General features: G+C 55.0%; 28 protein-coding genes. 18 read left to right on the top strand and 10 right to left on the bottom strand.

What is annotated here, in order from left to right; all coding sequences use genetic code 11:
• Position 1: 1 nt before the first annotated feature.
• Together AAEU42_RS04700 and yaaA are read left to right on the top strand one after the other, a co-directional pair.
• The gene (locus AAEU42_RS04700) at positions 2-517 is read left to right on the top strand and encodes a DUF6933 domain-containing protein (RefSeq protein WP_342232383.1); all 516 of its coding nucleotides are present in this window, start codon (positions 2-4) and stop codon (positions 515-517) included.
• Positions 514-1,260 carry a peroxide stress protein YaaA gene (yaaA, locus tag AAEU42_RS04695; RefSeq protein ID WP_342232382.1) on the top strand — a complete coding sequence of 249 codons (747 nt, stop codon included), beginning with the start codon at positions 514-516 and terminating at the stop codon, positions 1,258-1,260. Before AAEU42_RS04700 ends, yaaA begins: the two co-directional genes overlap by 4 nt.
• Positions 1,261-1,315: 55 nt before the next feature.
• Here yaaA and AAEU42_RS04690 read toward each other — a convergent pair whose 3' ends face one another.
• From AAEU42_RS04690 to AAEU42_RS04660, 7 genes are all read right to left on the bottom strand, one after another.
• A complete protein-coding gene (locus AAEU42_RS04690; RefSeq protein WP_342232381.1) occupies positions 1,316-1,447 on the bottom strand; it encodes a hypothetical protein in 132 nt (43 codons plus the stop codon).
• 199 nt (positions 1,448-1,646) lie between these two features.
• Positions 1,647-1,994 carry a DsrE family protein gene (locus AAEU42_RS04685; RefSeq protein ID WP_342232380.1) on the bottom strand — a complete coding sequence of 116 codons (348 nt, stop codon included), beginning with the start codon at positions 1,992-1,994 and terminating at the stop codon, positions 1,647-1,649.
• 99 nt (positions 1,995-2,093) lie between these two features.
• Complete coding sequence (locus tag AAEU42_RS04680; protein ID WP_342232379.1) at positions 2,094-2,834, bottom strand: DUF305 domain-containing protein; 741 nt, start codon at positions 2,832-2,834, stop codon at positions 2,094-2,096.
• A gap of 134 nt (positions 2,835-2,968) precedes the next feature.
• A complete protein-coding gene (locus tag AAEU42_RS04675; RefSeq protein WP_342232378.1) occupies positions 2,969-3,667 on the bottom strand; it encodes a CAP domain-containing protein in 699 nt (232 codons plus the stop codon).
• A 132-nt stretch (positions 3,668-3,799) separates the two neighbouring features.
• Positions 3,800-4,171: a hypothetical protein gene (locus tag AAEU42_RS04670; RefSeq protein ID WP_342232377.1), complete on the bottom strand. Its 372-nt coding sequence runs from the start codon at positions 4,169-4,171 to the stop codon at positions 3,800-3,802.
• A gap of 189 nt (positions 4,172-4,360) precedes the next feature.
• Entirely contained in the window at positions 4,361-5,413 is a 1,053-nt protein-coding gene (locus AAEU42_RS04665; RefSeq protein WP_342232376.1) for a site-specific integrase, read from the bottom strand.
• 100 nt (positions 5,414-5,513) lie between these two features.
• Positions 5,514-6,041 carry a helix-turn-helix domain-containing protein gene (locus tag AAEU42_RS04660; protein WP_342232375.1) on the bottom strand — a complete coding sequence of 176 codons (528 nt, stop codon included), beginning with the start codon at positions 6,039-6,041 and terminating at the stop codon, positions 5,514-5,516.
• A 171-nt stretch (positions 6,042-6,212) separates the two neighbouring features.
• On the opposite strand from AAEU42_RS04660, the gene AAEU42_RS04655 reads away from it, so the two are divergent.
• Both AAEU42_RS04655 and AAEU42_RS04650 read left to right on the top strand, forming a co-directional pair.
• On the top strand, positions 6,213-6,440 hold the full coding sequence (locus AAEU42_RS04655) for a helix-turn-helix transcriptional regulator (RefSeq protein WP_342232374.1): 228 nt from the start codon (positions 6,213-6,215) through the stop codon (positions 6,438-6,440).
• A gap of 15 nt (positions 6,441-6,455) precedes the next feature.
• Positions 6,456-7,223 carry a phage antirepressor gene (locus AAEU42_RS04650; RefSeq protein ID WP_342232373.1) on the top strand — a complete coding sequence of 256 codons (768 nt, stop codon included), beginning with the start codon at positions 6,456-6,458 and terminating at the stop codon, positions 7,221-7,223.
• Between the two features lie 406 nt (positions 7,224-7,629).
• On the opposite strand, the gene AAEU42_RS04645 is transcribed toward AAEU42_RS04650, so the two are convergent.
• Entirely contained in the window at positions 7,630-8,004 is a 375-nt protein-coding gene (locus AAEU42_RS04645) for a helix-turn-helix domain-containing protein (RefSeq protein ID WP_342232372.1), read from the bottom strand.
• A gap of 147 nt (positions 8,005-8,151) precedes the next feature.
• Here AAEU42_RS04645 and AAEU42_RS04640 point away from each other — a divergent pair, with 147 nt between their 5' ends.
• Complete coding sequence (locus AAEU42_RS04640) at positions 8,152-8,364, top strand: DUF739 family protein (protein ID WP_342232371.1); 213 nt, start codon at positions 8,152-8,154, stop codon at positions 8,362-8,364.
• Between the two features lie 831 nt (positions 8,365-9,195).
• Here AAEU42_RS04640 and AAEU42_RS04635 read toward each other — a convergent pair.
• Complete coding sequence (locus AAEU42_RS04635; protein WP_342232370.1) at positions 9,196-9,603, bottom strand: hypothetical protein; 408 nt, start codon at positions 9,601-9,603, stop codon at positions 9,196-9,198.
• A 146-nt stretch (positions 9,604-9,749) separates the two neighbouring features.
• Here AAEU42_RS04635 and AAEU42_RS04630 point away from each other — a divergent pair, with 146 nt between their 5' ends.
• From AAEU42_RS04630 to AAEU42_RS04600, 7 genes are read left to right on the top strand one after another with little or no spacing between them, the layout of a single operon-like run.
• Complete coding sequence (locus AAEU42_RS04630; RefSeq protein WP_342232369.1) at positions 9,750-9,941, top strand: helix-turn-helix domain-containing protein; 192 nt, start codon at positions 9,750-9,752, stop codon at positions 9,939-9,941.
• Positions 9,938-10,084, top strand: a complete 147-nt coding sequence (locus tag AAEU42_RS04625) for a hypothetical protein (RefSeq protein ID WP_342232368.1) — start codon at positions 9,938-9,940, stop codon at positions 10,082-10,084. The genes AAEU42_RS04630 and AAEU42_RS04625 overlap by 4 nt, the downstream gene beginning before the upstream one ends.
• Positions 10,081-10,458 (top strand): hypothetical protein, encoded by a 378-nt coding sequence (locus AAEU42_RS04620; RefSeq protein WP_342232367.1) that lies wholly within the window; start codon positions 10,081-10,083, stop codon positions 10,456-10,458. Before AAEU42_RS04625 ends, AAEU42_RS04620 begins: the two co-directional genes overlap by 4 nt.
• Complete coding sequence (locus AAEU42_RS04615) at positions 10,445-10,732, top strand: hypothetical protein (RefSeq protein ID WP_342232366.1); 288 nt, start codon at positions 10,445-10,447, stop codon at positions 10,730-10,732. Before AAEU42_RS04620 ends, AAEU42_RS04615 begins: the two co-directional genes overlap by 14 nt.
• Positions 10,729-11,346: an ERF family protein gene (locus tag AAEU42_RS04610; protein ID WP_342232365.1), complete on the top strand. Its 618-nt coding sequence runs from the start codon at positions 10,729-10,731 to the stop codon at positions 11,344-11,346. Before AAEU42_RS04615 ends, AAEU42_RS04610 begins: the two co-directional genes overlap by 4 nt.
• On the top strand, positions 11,343-12,035 hold the full coding sequence (locus AAEU42_RS04605) for a putative HNHc nuclease (protein WP_342232364.1): 693 nt from the start codon (positions 11,343-11,345) through the stop codon (positions 12,033-12,035). Before AAEU42_RS04610 ends, AAEU42_RS04605 begins: the two co-directional genes overlap by 4 nt.
• Positions 12,028-12,240: a helix-turn-helix transcriptional regulator gene (locus tag AAEU42_RS04600; RefSeq protein ID WP_342232363.1), complete on the top strand. Its 213-nt coding sequence runs from the start codon at positions 12,028-12,030 to the stop codon at positions 12,238-12,240. Before AAEU42_RS04605 ends, AAEU42_RS04600 begins: the two co-directional genes overlap by 8 nt.
• On the opposite strand, the gene AAEU42_RS14560 is transcribed toward AAEU42_RS04600, so the two are convergent.
• Positions 12,179-12,376, bottom strand: a complete 198-nt coding sequence (locus tag AAEU42_RS14560) for a helix-turn-helix domain-containing protein (protein ID WP_425288202.1) — start codon at positions 12,374-12,376, stop codon at positions 12,179-12,181. The genes AAEU42_RS04600 and AAEU42_RS14560 overlap by 62 nt on opposite strands.
• A gap of 348 nt (positions 12,377-12,724) precedes the next feature.
• Between AAEU42_RS14560 and AAEU42_RS04595 the strand changes: the two genes are divergently transcribed.
• The 6 genes from AAEU42_RS04595 to AAEU42_RS04570 form a co-directional block, all read left to right on the top strand.
• Positions 12,725-13,300: an HNH endonuclease signature motif containing protein gene (locus AAEU42_RS04595; protein ID WP_342232362.1), complete on the top strand. Its 576-nt coding sequence runs from the start codon at positions 12,725-12,727 to the stop codon at positions 13,298-13,300.
• A gap of 47 nt (positions 13,301-13,347) precedes the next feature.
• Positions 13,348-13,737: a single-stranded DNA-binding protein gene (locus tag AAEU42_RS04590; RefSeq protein WP_425288201.1), complete on the top strand. Its 390-nt coding sequence runs from the start codon at positions 13,348-13,350 to the stop codon at positions 13,735-13,737.
• Between the two features lie 16 nt (positions 13,738-13,753).
• On the top strand, positions 13,754-14,374 hold the full coding sequence (locus AAEU42_RS04585) for a DUF6291 domain-containing protein (RefSeq protein WP_342232360.1): 621 nt from the start codon (positions 13,754-13,756) through the stop codon (positions 14,372-14,374).
• Positions 14,355-15,659: a DnaB-like helicase C-terminal domain-containing protein gene (locus AAEU42_RS04580; protein WP_342232359.1), complete on the top strand. Its 1,305-nt coding sequence runs from the start codon at positions 14,355-14,357 to the stop codon at positions 15,657-15,659. Before AAEU42_RS04585 ends, AAEU42_RS04580 begins: the two co-directional genes overlap by 20 nt.
• 5 nt (positions 15,660-15,664) lie before the next feature.
• Complete coding sequence (locus AAEU42_RS04575) at positions 15,665-15,832, top strand: hypothetical protein (protein ID WP_342232358.1); 168 nt, start codon at positions 15,665-15,667, stop codon at positions 15,830-15,832.
• A partial coding sequence (locus tag AAEU42_RS04570; RefSeq protein WP_342232357.1) for a RusA family crossover junction endodeoxyribonuclease occupies positions 15,825-16,238 on the top strand: 414 nt, incomplete at its 3' end. The genes AAEU42_RS04575 and AAEU42_RS04570, both read left to right, overlap by 8 nt.

Here is a 16,238-nt window from a genome sequence, read left to right as displayed (position 1 = left end):
GATGGAGCTGGGGCTGACCATCCCCCTCCAGCGCCGCCTGGGGCTGGGGATGCTTCCGTACGGCGTTTCTCCGGACCGGCGGTACTGCTGGGACCTGCACGTCATCCCGCTGGGTGGGCGGCCCAGCCTGCTGGCGGTCCACTGCGAGAGCCGGTACACCTTTGTCCTCTATGACCTGGCCCCCTCCGTCTGGGCGGACCTGCCCGCCCTGTTTCAGGAGGGGCTGCGGGGAAGCCTTGTGGCCGCCGGTATCTCTTCGGAGAAGGTGGAAGGCTATCTGCGCCGGGCGGGGCAGGCGGGGTATACCAGGACCCACGGCCGGAGGGAGGTGGCCTTCCTCAACCGGGCGTGGGAGGATGTGACGGCGCTGGACTACACCCTGGACACCGCCGCCCGGAGCCAGCCGATGCTGGACCGGGCGGTGAACCGGCGGTTGGTTCGCTGCGCGGGCTTTGACGGCCTTGGAAGGGCGGAGGAGCGGTTTCTGTGTTGCCTAGAGAGGAGGGAAGGGCAGTGAGGATCATCATTTCTCCCGCCAAAAAAATGCGGGTGGATGTGGACAGCCTCCCCTGTACCGGCCTGCCGGAATTCCTGGAGGAGGCCCGGACCCTCCGGACGGCGCTGCGGGGGATGCCGGAGCATGCCCTGCAAGCTCTCTGGAAATGCAACAGCTCTATCGCCAAGCTCAACGTGGACCGGCTGCGGGAAATGGATTTGGAGCGGAACCTGACCCCAGCCATCCTGGCCTATGTGGGCATCCAGTACCAGTACATGGCCCCCGGGGTCTTTGAGCGGGAGCAGTTTTCCTTCCTCCAGGAGCATCTGCGCATCCTCTCCGGCTTCTATGGCCTGCTGCGGCCCTTTGACGGCGTGACACCCTACCGCCTGGAGATGCAGGCCAGGCTGGCAGTGGGGGGCCACAGGGACCTGTACGGGTTCTGGGGAGACAAGCTGGCCCGGCGGCTGGCGGAGGAGACGGACTTTGTCCTGAACCTGGCCTCCAAGGAGTACAGCCGGGCCGTGGTTCCATACCTGCCGCCGTCGGTGCGCCTGCTCACCTGTACCTTCGGGGAGGAGAAGGCGGGCCGGGTGGTGGAAAAGGGGACCGTGTGCAAGATGGCCCGGGGGCAGATGGTGCGCTGGCTGGCGGAGCGGCAGGTGACGCGGGCCGGGGAGATCAGGGCTTTTTCCGACTTGGGCTACCGGTATGACCAGGGCCGCTCCGGTCCCAATCATTTTGTATTCATCCTTGCAAAATAATGCCGCTCAAAAGAGACCGCCCCTGTGGCCGTTTGGCCACAGGGGCGGCTGCTGTTTATGGCTCTGTGATGGGCTTTGCCTTCTGTTTGGTGGTTTTGGCCTTGCCCTGGAGTTCGGGCACCGGGGGTACCTCGTTGCGGGGCTTGGTGTGGGTGCGCTCTGGCCGCTTCATTCCCTGTTTTGCCATGTCGTCTCCCTTACACGTCGTTATTTTGAACGGAGTGCTTTTTCGCGTTTCGGCTCTGGTTCTGGTTTTCCCGGGTGATGGGCGTTTGGCCTTTGCATTTCTTTTGCCGGGCACGCTTGTTGTCCGGCTGGCTGTCCTTTGGCATATCACTCACCTCGGGGATAGTTTTCCCGAGCCGCGGGGAATTACACGGGGCGGATCAGGGCTTGATGTATGCGCAACCCTCCTGCTGGCGGGCGGCGATCTCCACGACGCCGGCGGGCACCACCTGGACAAAAGGGAAGAGGGTGCCGGCCGGGATGCCGTTGGCCTGGAGGGCGTTGCGGCAGGCGCAGACGCGGACCTGGGGTCCAAGGGCGCCGAAGAGGGCGGAGAGGCTGGCTCGCTCCGCTGCCTCCGGCTGAAGCTCTTGGACTGCCGGCCCGTTCGCCACCAGCTCGACGGTAAAGGCCTCGGTGTTTTCCCTCCCATACTGGAGCATGTTCAGAATATTTCCCAGGGCCATTTTCCAGCGGGCGCTCTCGTCGATGTGAAACAGGACCTTCATTTCAAATCTCTCCTTTTCCTGCGAATTTTTCTGATTGATTATATCACCCTTTCCGCCGTTTGGGAACAAGAGCGCCGCCCCGGAGGGCGGCGCTCTTGTTCAGGAGACCTTCAGATTATTGAGGACGTCCCGCATTTCGGAAATTTCCTTCTCCTGGGCTTCCACGATCGTCTGGGCCAGTACCTTGACCTCTTCCTCGCCGGTGTGGCTCAGGATGGCGTTGGCCATGTCCACAGCCATCTGGTGGTGCATGATCATCCCGTCGGCAAAGGCCTCGTCCAGGCTCTTGGCGGCGGCGTGGGACATGGAATGGTCCATCAGCCCGTCATAGGCCTCCAGATAGGCCTTGGCCTGTGCCTCATCGTAGGCGCCTGTTTCCCGCAGCGTTTCGATCATGTCCTGCATCTGTTCGATCTCCGCGGTCTGGGCCGTAATGATATCCTGGGCGAGAGGGGCCAGGACCTCGTGGGCGCCGCCGTATTTCAGATAGCTCTGGGCCATATTGATGGCGGCGTCATGGTGGGGGATCATCCCGGTCAGAAAGTCGATGGAGGCGCTGCCCGAGTGCTCGATGTTTTCCATGTCCGTCATCATGGCCGCCATGATGGCGTCCTGGTCCTCCAGGTAACCGCGCAGATTGAAGTCCTCCGGCTGGCCGGAGGGCTCTTGTCCTTCGGAGCTATGGTCCATGCCGGCGTGATCCATCCGGCCGCCGTCTGTGGCGGTGGGTTTCGGGCTGGTGCCGGGGGCTTTTTTATAGGTGCTGGCGCCCCAGATCAATGCGGCGATCACAATGGCGGCGGCGGTGCCGATGATCCAGTACCACTTTTTCCTGTCCATAAGTTCCTCCTGTCCTGGCTTTTTCAGCCAAGTGGTTTTCCCTATGTTCTGCGGACCGGAGGATTTTATACCCGCGGCGGAGGATGCGGCCATAAAAAAGCACCGGAGGACGTTTTGTCCTCCGGTGCGCTGATTCAGCCAGTAAACAGCTGGGTCCAATAGTTCCCGCTGGCCACATAGCCTACGCCGAGCTGGGTGTATGAGGCGTTGAGGATGTTGGCGCGGTGGCCGGGAGAGTTCATCCAGGCGGCCACCACCTCCCGGGGCGTCCGCTGGCCGTAGGCGATGTTTTCCCCCGCGGTGCGGTAAGACACGCCGAAGGAGGTCAACATCTGGAAGGGGGTGCCGTAGGTGGGGCTGGTGTGGGAGAAGTAATTCTGATCCACCATGTCCTGAGATTTGATCCGGGCCACGCGGGAGAGCTCCCCACTGGCCGCCAAGGGCTGGAGACCATTTTCCTGGCGGGCGTCGTTGACCAGCCGGACCACTTCGGACTCGTAGCTGGAGAGGGAGCCTTCGTCAGCGGGGGGCGTATTCTCTCCGCCGGGGGCGTCCGGCGTCTGCTCCGGCCAGAGCGTCTCTCCGCCGGGGAAATCAGGCAGCTGACCCGGCGGAGTGAGATCCGGGCAGTTGGACAGAAGCCCGTTCAGGCCGTTGTTGAAAAGATCCGACAGGTCGAGCTGGCAGGAGCCCGCCTGGATCTGATATCCGGACGGCATCTGTGCGGCATTCCCCTGGTACACGGTCATAGTGATGGGGGCGGCGGCGGCGGAAACGGTAAGCACAGTGCCGGTCAAAGCAGCGGCGACAAGGTAGGTACAAATTTTCTTCATTGGAAACACCTCTCTGTCGTTGATTTATTTCCCTTGCAAGGCTGTTTGGATTGTAACTGTTTTGTAACTATTTTGCAAATGCAATATTTTCCGGACAATGAAAAAGCCGCCCCTGGAAGGGGCGGCTCTGGATCATCTGGGTCTGCCGGGGCGGTTATGGGGCGGGCGGGCCGGAGGACGCATGGGAGGCCGGAACACCGGCGGGAGCAGGATCGGAGGCAGGACCACCGGTGGACGCATCACGGGCAGACAGCCTGCGGGGGGACAGCCCACGGGGGGTTGGAACGGCGGAAAAGAGTCTTGGGGGACGGCGATGATGTTCAGCGCGGAGATCTGCGGCGGAATGCTGTTCGTCATCACGCCGTTATACCAGATGCGGATGAGGGTGCCGGGGCGGAACCAACCCGCGTTTGGGGTATTTACAATGACATTTTGCCGAGTATCGAGATCCAGCACGAGCAGGCGCTCCCACTGCACCTCGATCACGACGGCTTGCATAATCATGCGGGACACCTCCTATCGGTGTACCCCAGGATATGCCGGACGAGGGCGCGTGGTCACGGGTCCGGCCGGGAGGGAGGGGTATAAAAAAGTCCGAAGCATTGAAACTCAATGCTTCGGACTTTGGCGGAGAAGGAGGGATTTGAACTTTGGCGAAAAACCGTTATATCCATTGTGGCTCTAAGCGATCTGTTATTGCGTGTGTAAATTCGTGTGCAGTTTTTCAAGATAATCGTTGATTTTGGCATCGCCCTCTTGGGCGGCTTGGTCAAAAACGTACGAGTACGTTTTCTTGTAGGTTGTCTCGTTTGTCCATCCACCGCGCTCCATGGCGTGCCCGTCATCGATCCCCAAAGACTTCATCACAGCGGCGTTGGTATGCCTTAGTCCATGAACTGTGGTATCAGTTATACCTGCTCGCTGACAGACTTTATGGATGTGCCTGCGGAGCGTGTCGGGGTGGATCTTAAAGATCTGCCCGCTTGCTTCCGGGGTGTAAAGCTCTTTTAGTTTCTTCATAATGTAATCTGGGCATGAAATGGTCCTTTGGCTGCTTTCATTTTTAGCCCCATCCTTGAGAATCCACTTGTTCTCTTTGTTTGGTACGACTGTGCGGCGCACTGTAATGGCGCCTCGATCGAAGTCAACACAATCCCACCAGAGACCGATAATCTCAGATCGGCGCATCCCTAACCAGGCGGCAATGAGGATAGGAACCTCACAGCTATCACCTTCAGAGGCCTGGATCAATTTCCCCAAATCATCTGGCTGGAGGTAACGTTTTATTGGCTTTATCCGTTGGGGCAGCTTAACACCAAATGCATCGACTCCATATTCTTTTAGAACAGGTCGAATCAGACCATAAGCGTTGGATACGGTTTTTGCGGAGACTTTCTTCGCCTCAAGGTTCACGGCTCTTTGAATATCACTTTTTTCCAGGGTATAGATATTCTGGTTCATGATTGTTTGAAAGCGATGTTTTTTAATGGTGGAGTAACCTCGGACAGTAGAAGGGGAGAGAACAGGCTCTTTCAGCTCAATATACTGATCGATAGCATCCTGCAAGGATAATGACTTGCGGCGCTCCTCCTGCTTGTCGATCATACCAGTCTTTAATGCGATAGCCTTTGCCTGGCACATATCCGGATCTGGCTCTACCACACTTACCCGCTTGCCGGCCACCATGACCTGGCATCGGTACTGGCCAGACGGGAGCAGTTGCGGCGTTGGCAGTTTTGTTTTCATTGCTTTTTCCTCCTATTCTTGGTAGAATAAAAGGGCAGATAGGCCCACAAAGCTTTCTGCCCCTTTCCGCTCTCGGTGTGACAGCACCGGGGGCGGTTTTTTAGTTGTCGTTTATTTTAGGTTTGATATAGTCCTGTAAATCGGAAAATTCTTGGTCCGCATCAACAGCCTCCGCAGATACATATTCAGTCAAGGCGCCTAACTCCTTGATGCGCTTTTCAGCTTCGGCTTTGCCAATGCTGTTGAGACGCCAGTATTGGGCTAAGAGTTGAAGTTCCCTTGCGGTGCAATCGGAGATACACCATAATTGGGAGCCATCTTGTTTGTGCCCACTGCGTTTAACCCGAGTAAATTCATCATTAGAGAAAGAGCTTTTCTGCGCAGCCTCCATGGCATCTGCAATTCCAATTAACTCGTCTTCGTTGGTTTCCCATCCCATTAAGTAACTTGGGGTAGAATGAAGTGCATTGGCTAAAATGTTTAGTTTGCTTATCGGTACATTCTTGATTCCACCAGTTTCATATCGCTGCAAGGTAGATTTGCTCATACCGGTCGCATCGGCTAATTGTTGATAACTATATCCGAGTTTCTCTCGGAGGCCCCTGATTCGATTGGCAATATCAATCATGTTTTCCTCTGGTATTATTGGCATATAACCGCCTCCATGTGGTAAGTATAACCCGTTTGGCCCATTTATGCAACTATATTTTAAAAAAGTTGCGCAAATGGGTTGACAGCCATAACCATTTGGGGTTAATATATGGTCGTCCCAAATACGCAACGATGTGGGGTGAAATATATGAATGCTAGACTTTTGAGGGCAGCACTCGCTGAACACGGGATGACACAAGGGAAATTAGCTTATAGCATCGGAATATCTGAAAATTCAATGAGTAGAAAAATTCAGGGCAGACGTGAGTTTACAATCAGTGAAGCGGATAGAATATGTGAAATTTTAAAAATCGCAGATCCCGCAAAAATTTTTTTAACCAGGTCGTCCCAAAAATGCAACAACGAAAAAGAATGATAGGAAGGAGACTTTATGAGCGAACTTCGAATTTTTAACAGCGCCGAGTTTGGACAGATCCGCACGGTGGAGGAGAAAGAAAAAATTCTTTTTTGCGCCAAAGACGTGGCAATATCACTCGGCTACAAAGACCCAACCAACGCTATTAAGCTCCATTGCAAGGGGGTGGTAAAACGCCACCTCCTTACCGGCGGAGGCAAGCAGCTCACCAACTTTATCCCCGAGGGCGACATCTACCGTCTCGCCGCCAGCTCGGAGCTTCCTGGTGCTGGCCGCTTTGAGAGCTGGATCTTCGACGAAGTTCTCCCCACCATTCGCCGTCATGGCGCTTACATGACCCCTGAAATCATCGAGAAGGCCCTGACAGACCCAGACACCATCATCCAGCTCGCTACTACTCTGAAGGAGGAACGAGCCAAGAGAAAGGCTCTGGAGGCCCAGGCGGAGGCGGACAAGCCTAAGGTGCTCTTTGCCGACGCCGTGGCTACCGCCAAAACCTCGATCCTGGTGGGAGAGCTGGCAAAGCTCATCAAGCAAAATGGTGTCGACATTGGTCAGAACCGACTTTTTGCTTGGCTGCGAGAAAACGGCTATCTGATCCGTCGCAACGGCACCGACTATAACATGCCCACCCAGCGTTCTATGGAACAAGGCCTGTTTGAGATCAAAGAGACCTCCATTACCAATCCTGATGGCAGTATCCGGGTAAACAAGACACCCAAGGTGACAGGGAAGGGCCAGGGGTACTTTGTAAATCTGTTTTTGGGAGAGCGGGTCGGGTAAATCAAAAAACTTATCCCCGCAAACCGTTGCAAATCAATCAACAATTATCGACATAACGATAACGGGCGAAAACTGTCGAAAATCTAGTTGCGCTGTCGATGCTACGGTGTCTACTAAGCAAATGGAAGGGGGACATGTTAATGTCTGGAAACTGCTCTGAGACCTGTTTATGGGACACCTTATTTGGTACGATAGTTGTACCCCAAAGATGGAAACATTTTATCTTGACTGGATGGAACAAATGTACTACAATGTGTCCATCGAGGGGAGAAATCTGGTCAGGGAAAGGGGGCACTCAAGATGAAGCAGTCTGAACGGCCAAGTAACGAGAAGGGAGGGGCGCCCCAAGGAGAAGTACATAGTGATGAATGGAAAAGAAAGTGGGTAATTGAGAACTTGCAACAACTCAGTCCCGAGGAGCTTGAGGAGTTCTTTTCTCAAGTATTGCGGCTAGAACTGAGGAAACCTTTGCAAGATCATCTCCATCAAGTTCGGCTATCCATGTCGCAAGAATAAGCTTTGCGGGGTCAGAGCATATTTTCTTCCAAATCCTCTCGTTCACTTGGGCGGGAGGATTTTTTTCATCAATTCCCATAAGCTGTGCAGGGGAGACGCCCAGAGCGTTTGCAAAGGCGGCAATTTTGCTTTGGCTCAGATCAACTAGTCCGGCTTCTACTTTTGCAATGGAAGAGCGGTCCTTGTATCCAACCTTTTCAGCCAAAGATTCTTGAGATAGGCCAAGGTTTTCTCTTAGTACTTTAATCATTTCGTGCGTTTCCATTTTAATACCTCCAGCTTTATAAAGACAATATCACGTGCGTGAATTTGTGTCAACAAAAATTTAAAAGATTCCAAAATAGTGTTGACATAGATTCACAACGGTGGTACTATCTTGGTGTGAATTAAATTCACTAAGGGGGTGGTAAATATGAACTATCCGGAGCTTCGAGCCTCAATAGCACGAGCAGGTATTACCAACCGTAAGGTTGCAGAAATTCTTGGCCTTTCAGAGCAGGCGCTTTACAATAAGATTCAAGGTGAAACTGAATTTAAAAACAGTGAAATTAAGAATTTGGCCAGCCTTCTCAATCTTTCTATGGCAGATGTAAATTATATTTTTTTTGATCAAAGCGTGATTTAAATTCACGTAACCGTCCCACATAAAAAGGAGGCGTAAAAATGTGGTCCTGGTTAAAAAAGAATCACCCCAATTTGTATGAGGTGATTCAATGGGGTGTTTTAGCCCTGGCTCTGGCGGCACTTATTGTGTCGTTCCACTAAAAACAGAAAGGAGGAAAAAACAGGTGAGCGCAGAGGAATTTATCAAAGGAAGGGAATAGATCAGTGAGAAAAATTTTCAATGAATATGGGACAACCATTCTATTATCTGTGGCAGTAACCATTTTGTCCCGTCTATTACTAAGTTTGTAGCCAGCGAAACGAGAATCGGTATCCATGCATTTTTAATCCAGAGTTCTCTGCGTTTATTTTTTGCAGTGTGTCTGTAATCCTGTAATACCTTGTGTCCCATATCGGTCAAACGGTAGGAGTCCAGATATTCCTCTTTTGTCAATGCACCATCAAGGTATGTTCGGACATCTTGCCGGATCAGAGCGCGGTCGTTTGTATGCTGAGTATGCTGAGTGCGTGGAGCCAAATAACACCTGCCGGGACACATTTCCTTTACTCGAAACTCCACTTCGGAGATTCCTGGTAGGCCTAAACGATAGCACTCAGGCTAACCGGTTCATGCTCCTTAATAAATTCAAGAATATCCATATCAAGATCATTGTGTTCTGACATGAAATTACCCCCATTCGACTGTCATTCTACCATAAGCCAGAGTGGAGGTAAACGGAAGCGAAAAATTCTATTCAGGCCGGGACAGTGCGTGAAAGTAGGGGAGGGAACCTTATGCGTTATTACTTGGAGGGGGCGGGGTTTGCCTTTGCACTGATCGTTCTGGCGAAACTTATAATGCACGTTTTATAAGTTCTTGCAGAAGCCAGACAAGGACAGTAACCCCAGCACCTATGAGCCGCTCTTTCCACCGTTCTTTTGCGGTCAGCGATGTTTTGGCCCTCCACCGCTTAACTTCTATTCGACCTGTATCTGTCGCTGTGAGGTTTCCCAAAGGTGGGTCTGTGTAGTCTGATCCGGGTGGAAGGAACGGAGCAAGGTTGTGAGAGTGCTCTTTAATTAACTGGTTTTCAAGCAGGAAGTCCACGGTTTTCAATATTTCGGACCCATGCTTGGCAACAAATTCTTCCCGAGACCACCCACTCTTACAATCGACTATATCAGCTAAAACCATCATATCAAATTCAGGAATATTTATAGTATCCACCTCCCTTTGCCCACATTCTACTACTTTCGGCAAAGGGGGACAAGCCTACCAACAACTCCAGCAAATAAGAAAGGAGACAAACCATGCCTAGAGTGAGACCCTATACCCCCGAGCTCCGTCAGCAGGAGCGGGACAAAAAAAGCAACGAAGTTCTCGCCAGGGCGCTGAGGCGTCACCGTGTGGATACGAATGTGCCCGATAATGAGCTGGCGAAAAAGCTTGGCGTTGGGAGGACAAGTATCTGGCGATGGAAAGAGGACCCCGGCAAAATGACCTTGGCAACGGCGCGGAGACTGGCCCATGAATGCAAGCTGTCCGCTGATGAATGGCTTGCCATCGGAGGCTTTCAGGAAAGGGGGAAAACTCAATGAACTACAAAGGCAAGCGGGTGAAACACCGCTCGACGACGGAGATCAAACGCTTCCGTCAGAGACTTTGGGGCATCGCCACCGGCCTGACGCTCGTTGCGGTCTGTGTCTGCGCCGGCATTGGCCTGGGGAGGTGGGTGCTGTGAGCATCCCGGAGGAGACCCGGCGGGAGGCGTACTACGAGAGCCGGAAAGAGGCCAAATCCAGACGGGAGAAAATCTACCAAAGGCTCTTGAACGACGGCCCCATGATGGCGGAGACGCTCATGGCCGCCATGGGCTTTATGGATAACGGCAAAGTCATGCCCAGGCTTACGGAGTTGAAGAAAAAGGGGAAGGTCAGACCCATCGGAAAGGTCAGGAACCGACAGGGGAAACGGGTGACGCTGTGGGAAGCCATTCCGCCTGAAGAGATAAAAAGAGCCGCCCCCGGTGGTAACGACACCGAGGACGGCAGCAAAGAAAAAGATTCCACCCACAAGATAACAGAACGGAGGCAAAAAGTCAATGCCCATCCGTGAGACCATTATCCCCGGCACGATCCGATATCAGCGCTGTGCCCGCTGCGGCAAGGAGCTGGGAGAAATCTGTTCCCTGGATGACTACGATCCCGGCGCCCTGTGCCATAGCTGCAAGGCGGAAAAGGCCAGGGAAGATGATCTGGCCGAGGCCCAGATGGAAGTCCTTGATTGGGTGGACGGCGAGCTTGCCAAACGAAGGGATGTGCCCAGGACATTTCGGGAGTCCCTTCGGTGGGCCGGGCTGAAACAATTTCATTTGGAGGAACAAGCATGAATCTCTATGAAAAAATGGCCGCCATCATGGCGGATGTGCAATACCTCGCCAAGGATGACAAGGTGGAGTTCGGTTCCACAAAGTACAAGGCCCTGTCGGAAGAGAAGGTCACATCCATCATGCGGGCGGAGCTGCTTAAGCACAGGCTGGTGGTGTTCCCAATCTCTCAGACCGCCTCTCGTACGGGGCAAATCACCCACGTGGACGTGGTGTACCGGCTGGTGAACGTGGAGAACCCGGAGGAGTACATCGAGATCGTCTCCTGCGGTGACGGCGCGGACAGCCAGGATAAGGGGAGCGGGAAGGCCATGACCTACGCCTTCAAGTACATGTGGTTGCGCACGTTTGCCCTTCCCACTGGAGATGACCCGGACAAGATCTCCAGCGCGGAGCTGGACGAGGAGGAGAAAAAGCCCGGGAACAGGATTCCCCCGGAAGAGGACGAGCCTGTGTACTGCGAGGAGTGCGGGGCCAGATTTGCTGACTACTTCGACGGGAAACAGCTTATCAAGGCGGCTATCTTGGCCAAGAGAAGCAAGGAGAGAACCGGCAGGGTTCTGTGCGCCAAGTGTGCTAAGGCAGCCAGGAAAGCGGCGGAAGGTGAGGGGGCATGAAAACGCCCATCGACACGGTGAAGGGCGTTATCACAGACATCGACGAGCGTACAGGCACGGTGACCATCCAGGCCCACTATGACGATTGGTTCACCCTCACCAAGCGGCAATACCGGGAGTGCCTTGTCCAGCTCGTGGACGCCCGAACGCTGTCCGGCAAGCAGAGGAACATGTGCTACGCCCTGCTCCGGGAGATCAGCGACTACACCGGCATGGGGGCGGACTCCACCAAAGAGTACATGAAACTCAAATTCCTGGCGGAGGACCTGGGGGAGACGGCAGACAAGATCTTCTCTCTGTCCAATGCCCCCGTGTCCCTGGTATGCGCCTTTCAACGGTTCCTGATCCATTTCATTCTGGATTGGGACATCCCCTGCCGGTTCTCTCTGCTGGACTACGTGGACGACGTGGGGGACTACATCTACTATTGCCTGATGACTAAAAAATGCTGTGTTTGCGGCGGCCCGGCCGACCTGCACCATGTGGACCGGGTAGGGATGGGCCGGGACCGGCACGACATCTGCCACGAGGGTTTGGAGGCGCTTCCGGTCTGCCGGGGCCACCACCAGGAGGCCCACACGATGGCGGACGCCGACTTTTTCAAGCGGTACCACCTGCCAGGTGGGATCGTGCTGGACAAGACCCTCTGCCGCATCTGGAAGCTGAAAGCGAGGAAAAAGGATGCGTGAAAACCTTAAAAACGCTCGTAAAGCGAAAGGTATGACACAGCAAGCCATGGCGGACAAGCTTGGTATTAGCTTGCGTTACTACCAACAAATCGAAGCTGGTGACCGGACAGGCGATTTTGAGATATGGGATTCGCTAGAAGATTTTACTGAAATCCATCAAAGGATTTTAAGAGAGACAAATCCCGACAGAGAAGATAGTCAGTAGGCACTTCTAATACATCAGCAAGCTTTACTAGCATATCAAGCGACGGTTCTCGGACGCCCTGTTCGTAACACTGATAACTCCTTAATGCCAACCCCACCATATCAGCCAATCCTTGTTGTGTAATTTTCCTTGCCATTCTGACTGAGCGCAATCTTTTTCCAAACATAATGATCCTCCTAAAAATGCTCTTGACTACGTGCACATTGTACGTTATTATATGAGCAAGGACAACGTGCAAAACGCACGTAATATAAGGAGGGTTAAACATGAACGTACATGAACGCCTAGTAATTTATTGCCACAACCTGACCCAAGAAACACCATTTTGTATCAACTGCAAGCATTTTTATCAGCATTACCGTAAAGACGGGTGGCCGTTTAATTCAGGGCATTGTTGCTTCCCGAGGTTGAAACTGCGGAGGGACTATGACACCTGTGAGCACTTTGAGAACAAACATGACCCCGGAAGGGAGGGGGGCATAGCGTGAGCAGAAAGAAAATGTTCAAAGACATTCCTGGCTTTGATAGCTACTTGAAAAAAGCATACTGTGACGATGGGAAAACCATGTATCAAATAGCCGATGAACTGGGCTGTTCCGCATCCGCTGTACTTGGACAACTTCGCCGTTGTGGAATCGAGAGCAGGAGTACCCATGACTACGAGACGAGCGAAAAGGTACATGAAGCATGGCGAAAAATTGGTCAAGCCGCAAAGGGACGAAAATTGACCGATGAACAAAAGTCGCTTCTTTCACAAAAGGCTACCGGGAGGAGGAAGCGAGATGATTACGAGTTCGGTGGCCACGAAAAAAAGCGGGACGATGGTTATATCGCAGTCTACTGTCCCCAGCATCCTAACGCAAGTCGAGAAGGCTACGTGATGAAACACCGCCTGGTAATGGAGCGTGCGCTTGGCATGTATATTCCAGCAGGCTATGTAGTTCATCACATCAACCATATACGGGATGACAATCGGCTGGAAAATCTGGCCCTGATGACATTCCAAGCCCATGCGGCGCTTCATATGACAGAGCGCCAGAACAGGAGGAAGGTAAGTTGAGTCTCAATAGGATCATTTTGCAGGGCCGCCTCGTGGCGGACCCAGAAATGCGCACCACCCCCAGCGGCGTCCCCGTCACCACCCTTCGTCTGGCCTGTGACCGTGACTTCAAGAACAAGCAGACCGGCGAGAAGGAGACCGACTTCATCAGTGTGGTCGCCTGGCGCCAGACCGCGGAGTTTGTGAGCCGCTACTTCACCAAGGGCCGGATGGCCGTGGTGGAGGGCCGCCTCCAGATCCGCCCCTATACGGACCGGGACGGCAACAAGCGCACCGCCGCCGAGGTGGTGGCTGACAACGTATACTTTGGGGACGGCAAACCCGGCGGCGACAGCGCCAACACCTCTCCGGCGTACCAGAGACCGGCTGGCGGCGTGGACGTCTCTGGTGACAATTTCGCCGATCTGGAAGGCGACGACGGCGACCTCTCGTTTTGATGGGCGGTGAGGTCCAATGGCGAGGGAGTATTTCTGCGCATACCACAGCTATTTACAGGCCATGGCCCGCCTCACCGATGAGGAGGCCGGGCGGCTGTTCCGGGCCCTTCTGAGATACAGTGAAACCGGCTTGACGCCTGACCAGCCCGGGAATGAGGCGTATGCCTTTGATTTTATTGCCGCTCAGATTGACAGGGACGCCAAGAAGTACGAGGGATATGCCGCGGCACAGGCGGAGAAGGCAAAAAAACGATGGAATGCCCCGGGATGCCGTGGCATATCCGGCAATGCCGACGATGCCAAAGAGAAGAAAAAGAAGAAGGAGAAGAAGAATACCCCCCATACCCCCCAGCGGGGGGCGGAGTTCGAGGAGTTTTGGTCCAAGTACCCGAAGAAAGTTGGCAAAGAGCCTGCTAGGAAAGCATTCGAGCTCGCTTTGGAGAAGACGACGCTTGGATCACTCCTGACCGCCGTGGAGCGGCAGAAGTGCAGCAGCCAATGGAGTAGGGACGGGGGTCAGTACATACCAAACCCCGCCACCTGGCTGAACCAGGAGCGATGGGAGGATAAGCTGCCGGAGGTTCCCGGACCATCTGCCGGAGAGGAGGATGACGGCTATGGGCCCACTCTGCTTTGAGGGCGTCCTTCTCTGCGAGCCCCGGATGATCGACCCGAGCATGAGCACCGGCCTTTGGTGGTGTCAGTCTCCGGAGGATGTGCAGGCCGTCGGTGTCAACGCCGTCTGTCTCTCAGTGACGGGGCGGTGGGAGGACGTGAAGGACTGCGGGGATTGGCTGTCTCAGTTCCCCTTCGTGTTCGTGGCTTCCCCGGACCGGGAGCTGGTGGAGCAGGTGCGGCGCCATGTTCGAGGCCTGCCGGTGCTCTCCCCACGGGAGGGGGCCTTTGGGGGGTATCCCTCCATCACGGCTTTCCTGGAAGCCCATCTGCCAAGTGAGATCAATGGCCTCTTGTACGGGGCGGTGATGGAGCCCTCTTATGGGCTTCTAGAGCTGGCCCGGGTCTCGGTCCTGGATGAGCGGGAGGTCCCCCGCACGCTCTCCGGCCTGCCGGTGCTGGACAAGCTCACCGGTGGTTTCCGTTCCGGGGAACTGTCCGTCTGGACAGGCAAGCGGGGGGAGGGAAAGTCCACCCTCCTGAGTCAGATCCTTCTGGAGGCCATTGACCAAGGGCACAAGGTCTGCGCCTACTCCGGGGAGCTGCCCGCCGGACAGTTCAAGGCCTGGGCCCTGGTCCAAGCGGTTGGGCCCGGACACCTGGATCTGTTCCAGGACCCGGAGGTGGGGGAGCAGATAAGCTGCGCCCAGCCCATGGCCGCCCGGCGGGTGGATGAGTGGTGGGCCGGGCGGTATTACCTCAACGACATCCGGGACGGCTCCGCCCACGATGAGGACCGTATCCTGGATGAGTTTACTTACGCAAATCGTGTCCTTGGCTGCGACGTGTTCCTGGTGGACAACATCATGACCACCCGCCTCTCGGGGGACCGGGATTTCTACCGGGCTCAGTCCATGTTTACCCAGCGGTTGACCCGATTTGCCAAAGCCCAGGGGGTACATGTCCACTTGGTGGCCCATCCCCGGAAGACCCAACAGGGCAAACCGGTGACGGACGGGGACGACATATCCGGCTCCGGGGATATCGCCAATCTTGCGGATAACGTGTTTTCTGTGCGGCGGCTCTCCGACGAGGAGGCCGAGAACGAGGGATGTTCCTCTCTGGTCTACGTGATGAAGGTCCGCAACCGGGGGAAGCGGGGTAAGGTCGGGTTGGAGTTTGATTCAGATTCATGCCGGTTTTACCCACCCGGGAAAGGGCCGTCCAAGGCCTACGGCTGGGAGCGAATGGCGGAACAAACGACTTTAGTGGACCTGGGCGGCGCCCCGGTTCCGTTTGAGGAGTGATATACATGACAAACCAAGAAGCGGCTGAGATCCTTCAATCTGAGCATTACCGATGGTCGATGTTGGCGAGGCTTGATGAGCGCCAGGGACACACGGAACTGGCATCGGCCTGCCGGGAGATCATGGAAGCCTTGGACCGGGGGACGCGGGCGCTGGAGGAGGCTCATGGTTGAGTTTACCGTCCCCGGCATTCACGGGAAGGACCGGCCGCGGATGACCAGGGGAGGTCATGTCTACACCCCGAAAGCCACCGAGGATTTTGAGGCCAAGGTCCAGTGGCACTTCCGCCGTGCCGTCCACGGCCCCATTGTTCCCCTGGAGGGGCCGGTGTCCGTCACCATCAAGGCCTACCACCCCATCCCCAGGAGCGCCCCCAAGTATAAACAGCAGGCCATGCTCTCCGGGGACCTGGTGCCCCTTACCAAGCCTGACGCGGACAATGTCCTGAAGCTCGTCCTGGACGCCCTCAACGGCCTGGCCTACCTGGACGACAAGCAGGTGACCCGCCTGCGCTACCAAAAGCGCTACGCCTTGGAACCCGCCGTCTATGTCCGGGTGGAGGAAGCAGTCCGAGAAGCG

Origin of the sequence: Pseudoflavonifractor phocaeensis (assembly GCF_038439875.1) — a bacterium.
Classification (GTDB): Bacteria; Bacillota; Clostridia; order Oscillospirales; family Oscillospiraceae; genus Vermiculatibacterium.
This window is presented reverse-complemented; position numbering and strand designations above follow the sequence as displayed.

What these genes read in the sequence shown, in the direction of transcription:
- AAEU42_RS04685 (WP_342232380.1), bottom strand. Translation starts at nt 1,994, where the DNA reads ATGAAGGTCCTGTTTCACATCGACGAGAGCGCCCGCTGGAAAATGGCC.
- AAEU42_RS04655 (WP_342232374.1), top strand. Translation starts at nt 6,213, where the DNA reads ATGAATGCTAGACTTTTGAGGGCAGCACTCGCTGAACACGGGATGACA.
- AAEU42_RS04660 (WP_342232375.1), bottom strand. Translation starts at nt 6,041, where the DNA reads ATGATTGATATTGCCAATCGAATCAGGGGCCTCCGAGAGAAACTCGGA.
- AAEU42_RS04680 (WP_342232379.1), bottom strand. Translation starts at nt 2,834, where the DNA reads ATGGACAGGAAAAAGTGGTACTGGATCATCGGCACCGCCGCCGCCATT.
- AAEU42_RS04645 (WP_342232372.1), bottom strand. Translation starts at nt 8,004, where the DNA reads ATGGAAACGCACGAAATGATTAAAGTACTAAGAGAAAACCTTGGCCTA.
- AAEU42_RS04590 (WP_425288201.1), top strand. Translation starts at nt 13,348, where the DNA reads ATGCGCACCACCCCCAGCGGCGTCCCCGTCACCACCCTTCGTCTGGCC.
- AAEU42_RS04650 (WP_342232373.1), top strand. Translation starts at nt 6,456, where the DNA reads ATGAGCGAACTTCGAATTTTTAACAGCGCCGAGTTTGGACAGATCCGC.
- AAEU42_RS04640 (WP_342232371.1), top strand. Translation starts at nt 8,152, where the DNA reads ATGAACTATCCGGAGCTTCGAGCCTCAATAGCACGAGCAGGTATTACC.
- AAEU42_RS04580 (WP_342232359.1), top strand. Translation starts at nt 14,355, where the DNA reads ATGGGCCCACTCTGCTTTGAGGGCGTCCTTCTCTGCGAGCCCCGGATG.
- AAEU42_RS04600 (WP_342232363.1), top strand. Translation starts at nt 12,028, where the DNA reads ATGCGTGAAAACCTTAAAAACGCTCGTAAAGCGAAAGGTATGACACAG.
- AAEU42_RS04615 (WP_342232366.1), top strand. Translation starts at nt 10,445, where the DNA reads ATGCCCATCCGTGAGACCATTATCCCCGGCACGATCCGATATCAGCGC.
- AAEU42_RS04665 (WP_342232376.1), bottom strand. Translation starts at nt 5,413, where the DNA reads ATGAAAACAAAACTGCCAACGCCGCAACTGCTCCCGTCTGGCCAGTAC.
- AAEU42_RS04675 (WP_342232378.1), bottom strand. Translation starts at nt 3,667, where the DNA reads ATGAAGAAAATTTGTACCTACCTTGTCGCCGCTGCTTTGACCGGCACT.
- AAEU42_RS04690 (WP_342232381.1), bottom strand. Translation starts at nt 1,447, where the DNA reads ATGGCAAAACAGGGAATGAAGCGGCCAGAGCGCACCCACACCAAGCCC.
- AAEU42_RS04605 (WP_342232364.1), top strand. Translation starts at nt 11,343, where the DNA reads ATGAAAACGCCCATCGACACGGTGAAGGGCGTTATCACAGACATCGAC.
- AAEU42_RS04670 (WP_342232377.1), bottom strand. Translation starts at nt 4,171, where the DNA reads ATGATTATGCAAGCCGTCGTGATCGAGGTGCAGTGGGAGCGCCTGCTC.
- AAEU42_RS04575 (WP_342232358.1), top strand. Translation starts at nt 15,665, where the DNA reads ATGACAAACCAAGAAGCGGCTGAGATCCTTCAATCTGAGCATTACCGA.
- AAEU42_RS04625 (WP_342232368.1), top strand. Translation starts at nt 9,938, where the DNA reads ATGAACTACAAAGGCAAGCGGGTGAAACACCGCTCGACGACGGAGATC.
- AAEU42_RS04585 (WP_342232360.1), top strand. Translation starts at nt 13,754, where the DNA reads ATGGCGAGGGAGTATTTCTGCGCATACCACAGCTATTTACAGGCCATG.
- AAEU42_RS04700 (WP_342232383.1), top strand. Translation starts at nt 2, where the DNA reads ATGGAGCTGGGGCTGACCATCCCCCTCCAGCGCCGCCTGGGGCTGGGG.
- AAEU42_RS14560 (WP_425288202.1), bottom strand. Translation starts at nt 12,376, where the DNA reads ATGGCAAGGAAAATTACACAACAAGGATTGGCTGATATGGTGGGGTTG.
- AAEU42_RS04610 (WP_342232365.1), top strand. Translation starts at nt 10,729, where the DNA reads ATGAATCTCTATGAAAAAATGGCCGCCATCATGGCGGATGTGCAATAC.